Origin of the sequence: Myxococcus virescens, assembly GCF_900101905.1 — a bacterium.
Lineage (GTDB): Bacteria > Myxococcota > Myxococcia > Myxococcales > Myxococcaceae > Myxococcus > Myxococcus virescens.
Genome location: NZ_FNAJ01000015.1, coordinates 12,439 through 26,711 on the forward strand (window position 1 = coordinate 12,439; position 14,273 = coordinate 26,711).

Here is a 14,273-nt window from a genome sequence, read left to right on the forward strand (position 1 = left end):
GCCAGGGGCCCTGCATTGGTTGCGGCGCACCGGCGTCACTCCGCGCGAGCCCGGGATGCGGCGTGTTCCCGGGCGCGCTTCTCCACCGCGCGGAACGTGTCCTCCACGGCGTCCTTCTGCCCCATGCGCGCCAGGAAGCCAGGGATGGAGCCGGCCGGGTCCACGGTGAAGCGGTACACGGCATGGGACTTCCCTTCGCCCCGAGGCTCCACGCGCCAGCTTCCCTCGTTGAGCCGGATGCGAACGGTGCCGCGCCGCTGGGGGATGGTGTCCGGCGTCGCCTGCCAGCGCTGCGCGAACACGCCCGAGCCGTCCTCCGCCAGCCTGGACTCCAACACCACGTTGCAGATGTAGTCGCGCGAGGACACCACCGGCAGGTCCAGCTTCGTGTACGTGAGCTGCCCCTCGTCCGGCAGGTCCTTCAGGATGCGGGATTCCTTCACATAGGGCATCCAGTGCCGGTAGGCGTCCACGTCCCGCAGCACCGCCTGGACATCCGCGGCGCTCGCGGCCAGCTCGCCCTCCGCCCACACGTCCTTGGCCTCGGAGCCCGGGCGCGCGCGGACCTTCACCACGTAAGGCTTCTCCGCCACCGTCTTCCACGCCTCTTCCGCGCGGGCTGCTCCGGCGGCGAGCCCCAGCACGCAGGCGGACAGGACCGCACCACTCCACGACATCTTCATGCAAACATCCTTCGCGGCTCGGGCCGGGTGTGACGTCACGTCCGCCTCCGACACCCAGGCGCGGCGGCGCATTCACGAACGCGCAACGGGCCCACGCAAGCACCGTCCCCGAGCCACCTGCCGAAGGTGGCCCGGGGCGGCAACCCCCACGCCGGTACCTACGGCACGCGGACGGCCCGCCCGCCGAACGCCGGGCTGGCCATGACATCCATGGCCAGACGGTCCGCGTAGGGGCGGCCCAGCCGGGCGTAGGCCTCGGCTTCCTGCTCGGTGAGGACCACGCGCACCGTGAACTGGGCGATGCCCCCCACCACCACGTCGAGGAAGAGCGCCCCCTCCGCCGAGCGCACCAGCCGGTACATGAGGGGGCTCTGGATGAGGACCTGCTCCTCGCTCACGGAATCTCCGTCACCACCGCCTGGGAGACGGGCGCGTCGATGACCATCAGCTCCGGCACGCCGCCAGAGGTGTAGCCGCCGAACTTGAAGCAATCCGTGTCCTCCTCGCTGGTGCACTTCCAGACGCCCGGGTCGCTGTCCACGGGCAGGCGCACGCACACGCCGGTGGCCGCCAGGTCCAGCGTCATCATCCGCAGCGGGCCTTCGAAGTTCTTCGCCGGCAGGCCCAGCGCCTGGCCAATCACCGCCGGGTCATGCGCGCCGTTCACCATCGACTTCTCGACGGCGGCCTGGATGGTCTCCGACGGCGCGGCGAACAGATAGCAACCGCTGTCATTGCAGCGGCCAAAGTTCTGCGCGTTCGGCTTCACCACGAAGTTCTGGTACGCGGCGTCCGTCATCAGCCACGACACCTTCTTGCCAGGGAAGTTCTTCGCCAGGTGCTGCTCCACGCTCCACGGGCTGGCGCGCTCATCGGCCTCGCGGGAGATTTGCGCCTGCTGCGCATCACACGCCTGCGGCTGCGTCGGGGTGGGGGTGACGCTGCCGCCACCCGTGTGCTTGCAGCCGGACAGCAGGAAGACACCAAGGAGCAGGCTCCGAATCGTCCACGTCATGGGCAGACCTCCAGATAGGGAAGGAGTGAAAGAGGTGGCGGAACCTACCTCCTGTCGGCCCATGGATAGTTGTCATTTCTGGATTTTATAATCTCCCCGACCTGCCCCCCGCCGAGCGGTTATAGGGTGCGGCATGAGCCAGAACCTCTACGACATTCCCCTCAAGTCCATCGACGGTGCCCCGCAGTCGCTCGGCCAGTTCAAGGGCAAGGTCCTGCTGGTGGTCAACGTGGCCTCCAAGTGCGGGCTGACGCCGCAGTACGAAGGCCTGGAGAAGCTCTACGAGCGCAAGCGCGGCGAGGGCTTCGAGGTGCTGGGCTTCCCGGCCAACAACTTCCTGGGCCAGGAGCCGGGCAGCGAGGCGGAAATCAAGGCGTTCTGCACGCTGACCTACGACGTGAAGTTCCCGCTGTTCTCCAAGATTTCGGTGGTGGGCGCGGACAAGCACCCGCTCTACCACGCGCTGACGGGCGCCATCCCGGACGCCGTGGGCGAAGGCCCCATGCGCAGCCGGCTCCAGGGCTACGGCATCACCGCCAACCCCGTGCCGGAAGTGCAGTGGAACTTCGAGAAGTTCCTCGTCGGGCGTGACGGCCGCGTCGCCGCGCGTTTCGCGCCGGACGTCGCCGCGGACGATGCGCGGCTGCTGTCCGCCATCGACGCGGAGCTCGCGAAGCAGGCCTGACCCGGCCGGGGTGCCGCTGGACTTCTGCCGTCCAGCGGACGGGCCCTGACGAAAGCAGTGACTTTTCGCGCGCTCCGGGGCAAGCCAGGGGTGCCATGAGCACGTTCATTCCTGGTCCCCCGCCCGAGCGCGGACTGTTCTGCAACCGCACCCTCAACCTGCGCGCCATCAAGGCGGTGGGTTACGACATGGATTACACGCTCATCCACTACCATGTGGAGGCGTGGGAGCGCCGCGCCTACGAGCACATCCGCGACCGGCTCGTCGAGCAGGGCTGGCCGGTGGCGGACTTGTCGTTCGACCCCGAGCTGTCGATGCGCGGCCTCATCATCGACACGGAGAAGGGCAACCTCCTCAAGGCCAACCGCTTCGGCTTCGTGAAGAAGGCGCTGCACGGCACGCAGGCCATGACCTTCGAGGCCCAGCGCGACGAATACGCGCGCACCATCATCGACCTGCATGAGCAGCGCTGGGTGTTCCTCAACACGCTCTTCTCGCTGTCGGAGGCGTGCATCTACGCGCAGCTCGTGGACCGGCTGGACGCCGGCCAGCTCCCGGGCCCCATGGGCTATTCGGACCTCTACGAGCACGTGCGGAAGAACCTGGACGCCACGCACATGCAGGGGCGGCTGAAGGCGGAAATCATCGCCGACCCGGAGCGCTACGTCATCGACGACCCGGAGACGCCGCTGGCGCTGCTGGACCAGCGCAACGCCGGCAAGAAGCTGCTGCTCATCACCAACAGCGAGTGGGCCTACACCGAGCCCATGATGCACTTCGCCTTCGACCGGCACCTGCCGGAAGGCATGACGTGGCGGCAGCTCTTCGACGTGGTGATTGTCTCCGCGCGCAAGCCGGAGTTCTTCACCACGCGCTCGTCGCTCTTCGAGGTGGTGGAGTCCAGCGGCGAGGCGCTGCTGCGTCCGCACTCGGGCCCCTTCAAGCCGGGCACGCCGTACTTCGGTGGCAGCGCGGTGGAGCTGGAGCGCCACCTGGGCATGAGCGGTGACCAGATTCTCTACGTGGGCGACCACATGTTCGGCGACGTGCACGTGACGAAGAATGTGCTGCGCTGGCGCACGGCGCTCATCCTGCGCGAGCTGGAGGACGAGGTGCGCTCCATCGCCTCGTTCCGCGCCACGGAGACCCGGCTGGCCGAGCGCATGGTGGTGAAGGAGCGGCTGGAGGCGGAGAGCTGCCAGATTCGGCTGGAGCTCCAGCGGCGGCGCTTCCAATACGGCCCGCGCACGGACACGCCGTCGGAGACGGAGCTGCTGGCGCGGCAGGCCACGCTGCGCACGGAGCTGGAGGCGCTGGACGCGGAGCTGGGGCCCCTGGCACGCGCGGCCACCGAGCTGTCCAACCCCATCTGGGGCCTGCTGACACGCGCGGGCAATGACAAGAGCCACCTGGCCCGGCAGGTGGAGCGGTACGCGGACATCTACACGTCGCGTGTGTCCAACTTCCTGTTCGCCACGCCCTTCGTCTACCTGCGCAGCCCGCGCGGCAGCCTCCCGCATGATCCAAGCCTGCCCGGCGGCACGCCCGTCTTCGGCGCCAGCGAGGCCGGCGGCGGCATGTCCGGCACGGACGGCGGGGAGTAACCGGCCCCCTTGGGGCTCGGCGGCCCGGGGCCTCCCGGTGCCGCCGGCGTCCTACCAATCGGGGTGGATGTGTAGATCCTCGGATTCATTGAACTTTCGTTCAGTACCCCTCCGAGGAGAGGGCAGGCAGGCATCCCCCTCCACAGGGCATGTCAGACCGCCCCGGTATGAGTGCTCTTGTGAGCCACTCGACCACGAACAGCTCTTCGACGCGCATCCTCGAGCAGCGCAACCTGCTTGGGGGCATGGACCTGCTACCGGTGCTGGGCGGCAAGGGCCGCAAGCGCGCTCGGCGCTTCCACGTCGCCTCGGAGCGGCGGGTGGGGTTCGCCGCGGCGCTGGCGCTGGTGGTGGAGCATGGCAAGCAGAAGGCGAAGGAGACGGGCGTCACGTCCCTGAGCCGCTGCCCGCGCTGCGGCCACATGGGCCCCACGGCGCAGGACTTCGGCTACCGCACCATGCGCGGTGAGCGCCGGCCCCAGTCCTGGTGCCGCGGCTGCCGTGGCCTGCACCTGGAGCCCACGGAGACGGCGCGGACCAGCAACACCGCCCCGCGCGGCGCGGACGGCTGGCTGTTCCCGCCCGAGAGCACCACCAGCACCCGCCCGCCCCGTCGTGGCAAAGGGTCGTCGACACAGTCCCGCTGAGGCACGGCCAGCCCCGACCATGTCACGTCGGGGCTGACCGGAACCCGGGATGACCGTCGCGACTACGAACGCGCCTTCTCGGAACCGACGAGTGCCTTCGCGTGGTGCGCGAAGTGGTCCGCGAGGAACGTGGCGATGAAGTAGTAGCTGTGGTCGTACCCCGCGTGCCGCCGCAGCGTGAGCGGGTGGCCCGTGGCCTCGCAGGCGGCGGCCAGCAACTCCGGGCGCAATTGGGTGGCGAGGAACTCGTCGGCCTCGCCCTGGTCCACCAGGAGCGTCAGACGCTCCTTCGCCGTCTTCACCAACTCGACGGCGTCCCAGGCCGCCCACGCGTCACGGTTGTCGCCCAGGTAGGCGGTGAAGGCCTTCTGGCCCCACGGCACCTGTGAGGGGGCGACGATGGGGGAGAAGGCGGACACGCTGCGGTAGCGGCCCGGGTGGCGCAGGGCGGTGACGAGCGCGCCATGACCGCCCATCGAATGGCCGAAGATGCCTCGCGCGTCCGTGGCCGGGAAGTGCTGCTCCACCAGCGCGGGGAGCTCCCGGGCCACGTAGTCCTGCATGCGGAAGTGCGGCGCCCAGGGAGCCTGCGTGGCGTCGAGGTAGAAGCCCGCCCCCTGCCCCAAATCGTAGGCAGCGTCGTTGGCCACCGCGTCGCCACGAGGACTGGTGTCAGGCGCGACGACGATGAATCCGTGGCGCGCCGCGTGCTCCTGCGCGCCCGCCTTGGTGATGAAGTTCTGCTCGGTGCAGGTCAGGCCGGAGAGCCAGTACAGCACCGGGCAGCGCTCGCCGCGCAGCGCGGCCTCCGGCAGGTAGATGCCGAACCGCGTCTCGCCGCCCAGCGCGGAGGAGGTGTGCTTCCACACCTCCTGCCGGCCGCCAAAACTCGCGTGGTGTTCGATGCGTTCCATGTTCTCAGTCCTCCCGGAAGGTGCCCTTCGCCTTGGCGCGGTGCGTGGCCGATACGCGCATGTCCTGCGCCTCGGGGAAGGGGTTGGCGGTTGACTCAGTAGCGGACGACGGTGCGGATGGACTTGCCCTCGTGCATCAGGTCGAAGGCCTCGTTGATGTCCGTCAGCGAACGCGTGTGGGTCACGAACGGCGCGAGCTGAATCTTCCCGGCCATCGCGTCCTCCACCATGCCGGGGAGCTCCGAGCGGCCCTTCACGCCACCAAAGGCGGTGCCCTTCCAGGTCCGGCCCGTGACGAGCTGGAACGGACGGGTGGAGATCTCCTGTCCCGCGCCGGCCACGCCGATGATGATGGACTGGCCCCAGCCGCGGTGCGCGCACTCGAGCGCGGCGCGCATCACGCCCACGTTGCCGATGCACTCGAAGGAGTGGTCCACGCCCCAGCCCGTCATCTCCACGATGACCTGCTGGATGGGACGGTCATGGTCCTTGGGGTTGACGAAGTCGGTGGCGCCGAAGGCCTTCGCCAGCTCGAACTTCGCGGGGTTCGTGTCGATGGCGATGATGCGACCCGCCTTCGCCATCTGGGCGCCCTGGATGACCGCCAGGCCGATGCCGCCCAGGCCGAACACCGCCACCGAATCCCCCTCCTGCACGCGGGCCGTGTTCTTCACCGCGCCCAGGCCCGTCGTCACGCCGCAGCCCAGCAGACAGACCTGCTCGGGGTTGGCGTTCGGGTTGATGCGGGCCAGCGACACCTCCGCCACCACGGTGTACTCGCTGAAGGTGGAGCACCCCATGTAGTGGTAGACGGGCTTGCCGTTGTACGAGAAGCGCGTGGTGCCGTCTGGCATCACACCCTTGCCCTGGGTGGCACGCACCGCCACGCACAGGTTGGTCTTGCCGGACTTGCAGAACAGACACTGGCCACACTCCGCGGTGTAGAGCGGAATGACGTGGTCGCCGGGCTTCACGGACGTCACGCCCTCACCCACCGCCTCCACCACGCCGGCCCCCTCGTGGCCGAGCACCACCGGGAAGAGACCTTCCGGATCATCCCCGGAGAGGGTGAACGCGTCGGTGTGACAGACGCCCGTGTGGGTGATGCGGACCAGGACCTCGCCCTTCTGCGGAGGCGCGACGTCGAGTTCGACGATGCTCAAGGGCTTTCCGGCTTCGAAGGCAACAGCGGCACGGGACTTCATGAGGATGCTCCTGGGGCTAGGGGATGAAGGCAGGGACTCCCGCTCACTTGAGATAGGTGCGGACCAGCGTCGTCATGTCCCGCACCCGCTGGGCGTGGCGCGGATCCTCGTCAGACGCTGGGCCGAACTCCTCCCGAATGTGTGACTCCAGCACCTCGGACATCAGTCCGTTGATGGCGCCCCGGATGGCAGCGAGTTGCTGGAGGACCGTGCCGCATTCGGCTCCGGACTCCAACGCACGCTCCAGGGCTTCGGCCTGACCGCGGATGCGGCGGACGCGGAGCAGCGCCTTCTTCTTCTCTTCCGGCGAGTGGGGCATGGCGGCGACGACATACTGGGTGGGAGTATCCTGCCGCGGCGGATATATACCCCCGGGGGGTATTCGACAAGGAAGGATTGAAGGCGTCCTGACAGGGCGCGGCGTCTCTTCCTCCCGGCAGGCGGGGGAGCAATGACCTCCGCCGTCCCATGGAGGGGGATGGAAAAGCCGTGGCGCCGTCCTTACCTCACCCGCAGGGAGGCAACATGGCCGTTCGGACCACAGTGGCAGGCATCAAGAACAGGCGGCGGGTCGACGCGCACGGAGCCCAGCCGAGCGTACAGGCCAGCAAGGGGCGCAAGACGATGCCCCACGATGACGCGGCCGCGCTGCGGCGGCAGAAGACGCTGGAGCGCGTGACGCTGGGCCCCGCCGCCGAGGCACATGAGCCCAAGAGTCATCGGCGACGCGCAACCACCCTCAAGGGCCGCAAGAAGGCCCCCAGCGAGATGAACGTGAAGCACCTCGGCGGGCCGAAGAAGCGCCTGCCCCTTCACGGCGGCTAGCATGTACACGTCGTGACGCGGCCCGCGACCTCCGGGCGGGGGCCGTGCCCGTCTCAAGGGCCCGGTGGCCACAGCGCGCTGGCGCCAGGGTCCTCCGCCACGTAGACGGCCCACACGCGCTCTCCCGGGCGCCGAAGCAGGTCCGACGCGTGCGGTGAAGGCATGCGCCCTTCGACGCGCTGGCCATGCACCGTGAAGACGTAATCGAGCTGCACCAGGCGTCCGGCATGCAGCGTGGGCGCCACCTGACGCTCCACCCGCGTGATTTCCGCCGCGGCCGGCAAGCCCCAGACCCATGCCTTCAACTGGCGCTGCTGCTCGCGCCGCAGCGCCACCGGCCAGCTCGTGCGCCGGAACAACAGCCCCATCCCGATGAAGATGGCGGACTGCAGGAGCAGGGGCCGCAGGAAGAACAGTCCCACCGGGAGCAGCATCACCCCCGCCCACAAGGCCAGCGTTCCCACGACGTAGTGCTTGTGCAGCTTGGGCCGCGAGACGGCCGCGCGCTGTGCCCGCGTCAACCGGCGCGGTGGCAACGGAGGCGGCGGACCTCGCGCTGCGTTCAAGGCCGCCTCCAGGCTCGCGCCGCACTTCATGCAGCGTGCCTCGGCGCCCACCGTGACGGCATGCCCGCAGCCAGGACAGACGATGCGGAACTCACCCGGCTCCGGCGAGAGGTACGGCGCGTCCAAGGAGATTCGAGCGCGGCGCATGGCCCCACCATCGGAGCACCTCCCCCCGCGCCGCCGCAACCCGTCCCGGAATGCCATGACGGACGTTCCACGACACCACCAGACCTGGGCACCGGGGCCCGGCTGCTCTACTGCTCCCTGGCATCTCCCACTCGGCATTCCTACCTGTGTCGCTGGAGGTCGCATGCCAGAGAAGAGTCAGACGGAGCGCGTGAAGCGCGCGAAGCGGCAGGGAACGACGTTGGAGCTCAAGCCCACCGACGTGCAGCTCGCCAGCGCGGACAGCACGCACCATGCGAAGAAGAGCGGCCGGCGGGCCCTGGGGAAACGGACCTTCGCGGACCGCAGCGTCAGTCCCCGCCACGCGCCAGGAAGGGGCCTCACGGCGAAGAGCCGCAAGCTGCCCGAACCGGAGCCAGGCCAGAGCAGCACCTCGCGGCGCAAGACACTGCCGTCCGCGGCCGCCGTGGCCTACCGCAAGGAGGGCCGCCCCAAGAAGACGACAGGCCGCGGCGATACGACTCCGCTGAAGGCGGGCAAGGTCTACAAGCGCGCGGGTGCCCGGAAGACGAGCATCCGCGCCTGAGGCCCTCCCAGCCTGGAGCCATGCGCGATGAGTCATGACTCCAGGCCGAGGAAGGCGACGACGCGGCCAGCCCCCACCGCATCGCCTACGCGGCCCGCTCGCTCGCAGACTTCCACGCGGAGCTCGTGCAGCTCGCCAGCGAGAAAAAACCCGCCCGTTCACGAGCCCGCAGCCGGACCTCCGCGCGAGCGGCATCACCCACCCGCGGCGTCCGTTCCCCCCTCGCGCTCATTCCTCGGGGGCGACGCCGTTCACCTCCTCGGCCAGCCTGCGAACCTCGTCGTGCAGCTCGCGCAACTGTCCCAGGCTGCGCTGAAGAAGCACGTCGATCTGCTGGCCCCGCTGCACGTCGCCTTGTGCCACGGCGTCCTCACGCTCGCGCGCCAGCCGCACCACGTCTCGCTCCACCAGCGCCGCCAGCCGCGCCATCTTCTCCAGCTCCCACTGGACTGTTTGTGGCAGCTCGGGCTCGATGTCGTCGTTGTCCTCTGGCGGAGGAAAGGACACCTCTGGCTCGGGCATCACGGGCTCGGGCGCCATCCGGGCCACCGTGACCTGGGGCGCCTCTTCCCGAGGCACGGGGGCGGGCGGCGCCACCTCGTGGGCCTTCACCGGCACCACACGGGGGAGCGGCGCGGGAGGCGCAGGAGGAGGCACGGCCATGGCGAGCAGCGCGGCGGGCAGCGGCTCTGGCTCGGGCTGGGGCCAGAACTCCACGGCGCCCAGAGCCACGGCGAGCACGCCCGCCCCGGTCAGAATCAAGCGGTAACGAATCCGCATGGCCCCCTCCCCGCCCCGGCGCTCAGAAGCGCACCCGCCAGTCACCGTCCTGGCGCTCCACCCGTAGCAACCACGGTGCCGGACGCTCGCGTCCACCATGCGCCACCCGGGCCCGCACGAGGACGGCCTCGGCGTCGCGCCCGTCCACCGTCGATTCGACAATCCCCACCAGCGTGAGGCCATGCCCCCGCAGCTCCCGCACCGTCTCCACACACGGTCGCGCGCTTCCTCCCGTGGCCAGCAGCGGTGCCAGGACCTCGCAGTCACCCTCGGGCAGCGCCGAGAAGAAGTGGCGCACCACCGCCTCCGCGGCCCGCGTCTTCGACGCGTCGGAGGAACACCCGAGCGCGGCCAGCATCAGCCACCCCCTCCACCTCACTGGCGCGGACCGTCGTGACATGGCTCAGTAGCAGTTGGGGGCGAACAGCTCGTCATCCACGGCGGCGGTGAACTGGTCATTGCACCAGCCGCTCACCAGGATGTGGCCATTGCGCACGCAGCTGTCGTGGTTGGTGGCGTCCACCGTGTACTGGGTGTCCCCGCCGCACGTGCTGCCGCAGCGCCCGAAGCAGTTGCCCACCACCTTCGGCCGGTGCCAGTGGTTGGGCGAACCGCAGTGCCAGGTATCGCCGGCCAGAAAGAACTCGTCCCCGCTGCAGGAGTAGTGGTCACCGAGCTGGGCCAGCTGCTGGTTGCCGGGCCAGTCGAAGCCGCCCCGGTCGCAGTCGTGCGTCGCGTGGGCGTACCAGTTGTAGCGCCCCTCGCAGCTGCCCGAGTTGCGCCCGTTGCACTGCGCATAGCTGCACAACATCGTGTAGCCACGCCCCTTCTCGCCCATCACCGCGCGCCGCAGCCCCACGGTGTCCGGGTACTGGGACCACATGCTCACCGCGCGGCGCAGGTACATCGCCGCGGGGGCCGCCGCGTCTCCGAAGGGAAGCGCCTCATCGAGCTCGCGATAGAGGGCGGTGAGCAGCGCGCGGTCCGCGGCGCGCATCTGCGCGTCCATGGCATTCGCCTCCGCGAAACCATCCAGCGTGGAGACGCCGAGGGCCGGCTCCATCAACCCGGTGAGCGTCAACCCGCGCAGCCGGACCTCCAGCCGGTACACCCCTGGCTCCACCTCGCGAGAGGAGAACGTCACCGCCTCGTCCTCATGGACGAAGGTGCCCCGGGCCTCTCCTGGCGTGGCGGAGAGCGACAGTCCCGCCTGCCGTGAGCGGAGCTCGTCGCCCGTCTTCGCGGCGCCACCACACGCACACGCCGCCAGCACCACGCTCCACCACAGCTTCGTGCGCATCCTCGGATTCCTCCGGCCACGCGCAGGCCCGAGTCCTCCGTCCCGCTCACGTCAGGGGAGCACGGCCCAGCGACGGAGAATGCTCGCACCGGACGAATTCGTGAATAGAGCCCGGCGGTCTCAGGCGTCTGTCCGCGCGAAGACAGGCAGCGGGCCGGCGGCGCGCGTCAGGCCGAAGTCTCCTTCGGGCAGGGACTCATGGCCGCCAATCACCAGCAGCCCGCCAGGGACCAGCCGCGACACCAGCCGTGACAGGACCTCGCGTTGAAGCGGCGGCGCGAAGTAGGTGAAGGCGACGTTGCGGCACAGCACCAGGTGGAAGGGCCCGTCGGGCATCTGGGAGCGCAAGTCCTGCTGGAGGAAGTCCACCGCCCGCCGGTACTCCGGCGCAAGGCACGGTTCGTCACCGGGCCCCGGAAAGGCCCGCTCCGCCCAGTCACGCGGCAGCTCACGCAAGGCCCCGCGCGGATAGCAGCCCCGCGCCGCCCGCGCGAGCAGCCCCGCGTCCGCATCGGTGGCCACCAACGCCAGGCGCGCTCCCGGGAATCGAGGCTCGAGCCCCAGTTGGAAGAGCACCGACAGCGTGTAGGGCTCCTCGCCGGAAGCACAGCCCGCGCTCCACGCCCGCAACGTGGCCTCGCCCCGGGAGCGAAGGGACTCCAGCCGGGCGGGGAGCAAGTCCTGGCGCAGCACCTCGAAGACGCGCGCGTCCCGGTAGAAGCGGGAGATGGTGACGCGGCACAGCGCGTCGAGCACGTCCCACTCCGAGGGCTCCGCCTCCAGCCGGGCGCGGTAGGCCCCCGCGTCTGGCAGGCCCAGCGCCTTCAGCCTGCGGGCGATGCGCTTGCACACCTGCCCCCGGACGCGCCGGAAGCCCTCCCAACGAAGGCGCAGGCGGGGCGCGGCCCACTGCAACAGCTCCACGCATTCACGGTCCGTCATCGGGTCGGCCTCCTCCTGGATGTCGGCACGGCCGCCGCGTCCGGGCAAGAGAAGGCCGCTTGCACCGGGCGGAGGCAGGCGGGATGTGGCATGACGCTCCGGCATTGTCCCTGGACCCCGGAGGAACCCACCCTTGAAGAGACTGAGCGCCCTCACCCTCTCCGCGGCACTGGCGTCGGCCGGCTGCACGCACACCCCCGCCGCGGCCCCCGAGCCCACCGCGCAGCAGGCCCCGGCCCCCGCCGCGCCCAAGCCCGTGCCGCCTCCCGAAGGCGCCAGCGTCCTCTCCGGCTCCCTGGCCGACTTCACCGCCGCGTGTGACGCGGACCTCGAGCGCACCCGCGCGCAGGTGTCCGCCATCAAGGCGCTGGACGCGCGCAAGGACGGCCAGGCCGTGCTCGCCGCCTATGACGAGGCCCTGGGCTCGCTGCTCGCCGCGGCCAACCGCTCCAGCCTCGCGCGCGAGGTGCATCCGGAGGCGGCCTTCCGCGACGCCGCGCGCGAGTGCGAGCAGCGCGTGGACTCCGCCAACGTGGCGCTGTCCCAGGACCGAGGCGTCTATGACGCGCTGGCCGCGGTGGACCTGTCCAGCGCGGACGCAGCGACCCGGTACTGGATGGACCGCGCGCTGCTCGACTTCCGCCGCGCCGGCGTGGACCGCGACGACGCCACCCGCGCCAAGGTGAAGTCGCTCAACGAGGCGCTGCTCAAGCTGGGGCAGCAGTTCAGCAAGAACATCGCCGAGGACGTCCGCAAGGTGACCTTCAAGCCCGCCGAGCTGGACGGCCTGCCGGAGGACTACCGCAAGGCGCACCCGCCGGGCGCGGACGGGCTGGTGGTCATCACCACCAACTACCCGGACTACTTCCCCTTCATGACGTACGCGAAGAACGCGAAGGCGCGCGAGAAGCTGTGGCGCACCTACCGCCAGCGCGCGTACCCGGCCAACCAGGACGTGCTGGCGCAGCTCATCGCCAAGCGCCACGAGCTGGCCACGCTGCTGGGCTACGCGAGCTGGGCCGCGTACACCACCGAGACGAAGATGACGCGCACGCAGCAGGCGGCCGCGGACTTCATCGACCGGCTGGGCGTGGCCACCGAGGCCCGCGCGAAGCAGGAGTACGCGCAGCTCCTGGCGCGCAAGCAGAAGGACGTCAAGGGAGCCAAGGTGCTGGAGCCCTGGGACCAGGACTTCTACGAGGACCGGCTGCGCGCGGAGCGCTTCAGCTTCGACTCGCAGGCGGTCCGGCCCTACTTCGAGTACGGCCGGGTGAAGGCGGGGGTGATGGACATCACCTCGCGCATCTGGGGCATCACCTACAAGCCGGTGAAGGACGCCCGGGTGTGGCAGCAGGAGGTGGAGACCTACGACGTGTTCGACGGCGACACGCTGCTGGGCCGCATCTACCTGGACATGCACCCGCGTGACGACAAGTACAAGCACGCGGCGCAGTTCGACCTCGTCGCGGGTCAGGCGGGCAAGCGCTACCCGGAGGCCTCGCTGGTGTGCAACTTCGCGCGCCCCGGCGAACTGATGACGCACGACGAGGTGGAGACCTTCTTCCACGAGTTCGGCCACCTGCTGCACGCCATCTTCGGCGGGCACCTGAAGTGGGCGGGCATCGCGGGCACCCGCGTGGAGTGGGACTTCGTGGAGACGCCGTCCATGCTGCTCCAGCAGTGGGCGGGCAACCCGGAGGTGCTGAAGGAGTTCGCGAAGCACCACGAGACGAACCAGCCCATCCCTTCAGAGATGGTGGAGAAGCTCCGCGCGTCGAAGGAGTTCGGCCAGGGCCTGTGGGCGCGGCGGCAGCTGTTCCTGTCCGCGGTGAGCCTGGACTATTACTCCCGCGAGCCGGGCTTCGACACGACCGAGGCCCTGGTTGCCCTGCAGACCCGGCTCAGCCCCTTCAAGCATGAGCACCGTGACGGCACGCACTTCGAGGTGGCCTTCGGGCACCTGGATGGCTACTCGGCGGCGTACTACACGTATCTCTGGTCCTCCGTCATCGCGAAGGACCTGGAGACCGAGTTCCAGAAGAAGGGCTTCCTCGACCGGGAGACGGCGATGAAGTACCGCCGCACCGTGCTGGAGCCCGGCGGCTCCAAGCCCGCCGCCGAGTTGGTGAAGGACTTCCTCGGGCGCGAGTACGGCTTCGACGCGTACCGCGCGTACCTCGACGCGAAGTAAGGAGCCCGCGGCACCCACGCGAACGCAGCTTGCACGCCGCAGGCTGCGTTCGTCCGCGGTTCCCTCGCCGGGAACTTCGCTACCCACTCGCGCCCCTCTCTTCCCTGCGCGCTTCCGGGTAGCCGACGCCGTCCTGCCCCCTGAAACAACGGAGAGGTCCACCAGGCTACGCGCCTGGGTGGAGAGCGCATTGCTACGGCTTCA

General features: G+C 69.8%; 17 protein-coding genes. 6 read left to right on the forward strand and 11 right to left on the reverse strand.

The genetic code is table 11. The features are described from left to right. Positions 1–35: 35 nt before the first annotated feature. The 3 genes from BLU09_RS30315 to BLU09_RS30325 all read right to left on the reverse strand — a co-directional run bounded on the left by BLU09_RS30315 (position 36) and on the right by BLU09_RS30325 (position 1,698). Positions 36–683: an START domain-containing protein gene (locus BLU09_RS30315; protein WP_244172149.1), complete on the reverse strand. Its 648-nt coding sequence runs from the start codon at positions 681–683 to the stop codon at positions 36–38. Positions 684–841: 158 nt separating this feature from the next. Further along, a complete protein-coding gene (locus BLU09_RS30320) occupies positions 842–1,081 on the reverse strand; it encodes a hypothetical protein (protein WP_090493638.1) in 240 nt (79 codons plus the stop codon). Then, positions 1,078–1,698, reverse strand: coding sequence for a hypothetical protein (locus BLU09_RS30325; protein WP_090493640.1), 621 nt, complete (start codon positions 1,696–1,698; stop codon positions 1,078–1,080). Before BLU09_RS30325 ends, BLU09_RS30320 begins: the two co-directional genes overlap by 4 nt. Before the next feature lie 133 nt (positions 1,699–1,831). Here BLU09_RS30325 and BLU09_RS30330 point away from each other — a divergent pair, with 133 nt between their 5' ends. The 3 genes from BLU09_RS30330 to BLU09_RS30340 all read left to right on the forward strand — a co-directional run bounded on the left by BLU09_RS30330 (position 1,832) and on the right by BLU09_RS30340 (position 4,634). Further along, complete coding sequence (locus BLU09_RS30330) at positions 1,832–2,383, forward strand: glutathione peroxidase (protein WP_090493642.1); 552 nt, start codon at positions 1,832–1,834, stop codon at positions 2,381–2,383. A gap of 95 nt (positions 2,384–2,478) precedes the next feature. Then, positions 2,479–3,987, forward strand: a complete 1,509-nt coding sequence (locus BLU09_RS30335) for an HAD-IG family 5'-nucleotidase (protein ID WP_090493644.1) — start codon at positions 2,479–2,481, stop codon at positions 3,985–3,987. A gap of 149 nt (positions 3,988–4,136) precedes the next feature. Continuing rightward, the gene (locus BLU09_RS30340; protein WP_090493646.1) at positions 4,137–4,634 is read left to right on the forward strand and encodes a hypothetical protein; all 498 of its coding nucleotides are present in this window, start codon (positions 4,137–4,139) and stop codon (positions 4,632–4,634) included. 62 nt (positions 4,635–4,696) lie between these two features. On the opposite strand, the gene fghA is transcribed toward BLU09_RS30340, so the two are convergent. From fghA to frmR, 3 genes are all read right to left on the reverse strand, one after another. After that, a complete protein-coding gene (gene fghA / locus BLU09_RS30345; protein ID WP_090493648.1) occupies positions 4,697–5,548 on the reverse strand; it encodes an S-formylglutathione hydrolase in 852 nt (283 codons plus the stop codon). Positions 5,549–5,643: 95 nt separating this feature from the next. Continuing rightward, positions 5,644–6,753 carry an S-(hydroxymethyl)glutathione dehydrogenase/class III alcohol dehydrogenase gene (locus BLU09_RS30350; protein ID WP_090493652.1) on the reverse strand — a complete coding sequence of 370 codons (1,110 nt, stop codon included), beginning with the start codon at positions 6,751–6,753 and terminating at the stop codon, positions 5,644–5,646. A 43-nt stretch (positions 6,754–6,796) separates the two neighbouring features. Beyond that, positions 6,797–7,072, reverse strand: a complete 276-nt coding sequence (gene frmR / locus BLU09_RS30355; RefSeq protein WP_090493654.1) for a formaldehyde-responsive transcriptional repressor FrmR — start codon at positions 7,070–7,072, stop codon at positions 6,797–6,799. Positions 7,073–7,278: 206 nt separating this feature from the next. Here frmR and BLU09_RS30360 point away from each other — a divergent pair, with 206 nt between their 5' ends. Further along, positions 7,279–7,578, forward strand: coding sequence for a hypothetical protein (locus BLU09_RS30360; protein WP_225888327.1), 300 nt, complete (start codon positions 7,279–7,281; stop codon positions 7,576–7,578). 53 nt (positions 7,579–7,631) lie between these two features. Here the strand turns inward: BLU09_RS30360 and BLU09_RS30365 are convergent, their stop codons facing one another. Further along, positions 7,632–8,291 carry a hypothetical protein gene (locus tag BLU09_RS30365; protein WP_244172150.1) on the reverse strand — a complete coding sequence of 220 codons (660 nt, stop codon included), beginning with the start codon at positions 8,289–8,291 and terminating at the stop codon, positions 7,632–7,634. A gap of 163 nt (positions 8,292–8,454) precedes the next feature. Between BLU09_RS30365 and BLU09_RS30370 the strand changes: the two genes are divergently transcribed. Further along, positions 8,455–8,856, forward strand: a complete 402-nt coding sequence (locus tag BLU09_RS30370) for a hypothetical protein (RefSeq protein WP_090493661.1) — start codon at positions 8,455–8,457, stop codon at positions 8,854–8,856. Between the two features lie 228 nt (positions 8,857–9,084). Here the strand turns inward: BLU09_RS30370 and BLU09_RS30375 are convergent, their stop codons facing one another. The 4 genes from BLU09_RS30375 to BLU09_RS30390 form a co-directional block, all read right to left on the reverse strand. Then, on the reverse strand, positions 9,085–9,636 hold the full coding sequence (locus BLU09_RS30375; protein WP_090493664.1) for a hypothetical protein: 552 nt from the start codon (positions 9,634–9,636) through the stop codon (positions 9,085–9,087). 22 nt (positions 9,637–9,658) lie between these two features. After that, positions 9,659–10,036 carry a hypothetical protein gene (locus BLU09_RS30380; protein WP_090493666.1) on the reverse strand — a complete coding sequence of 126 codons (378 nt, stop codon included), beginning with the start codon at positions 10,034–10,036 and terminating at the stop codon, positions 9,659–9,661. A gap of 3 nt (positions 10,037–10,039) precedes the next feature. After that, positions 10,040–10,936, reverse strand: a complete 897-nt coding sequence (locus tag BLU09_RS30385; RefSeq protein WP_090493668.1) for a hypothetical protein — start codon at positions 10,934–10,936, stop codon at positions 10,040–10,042. Between the two features lie 120 nt (positions 10,937–11,056). Continuing rightward, positions 11,057–11,878, reverse strand: coding sequence for a CheR family methyltransferase (locus BLU09_RS30390; protein WP_186817761.1), 822 nt, complete (start codon positions 11,876–11,878; stop codon positions 11,057–11,059). Between the two features lie 133 nt (positions 11,879–12,011). Here BLU09_RS30390 and BLU09_RS30395 point away from each other — a divergent pair, with 133 nt between their 5' ends. Continuing rightward, positions 12,012–14,069, forward strand: a complete 2,058-nt coding sequence (locus BLU09_RS30395; RefSeq protein ID WP_167371193.1) for a M3 family metallopeptidase — start codon at positions 12,012–12,014, stop codon at positions 14,067–14,069. Positions 14,070–14,273: the final 204 nt, after the last annotated feature.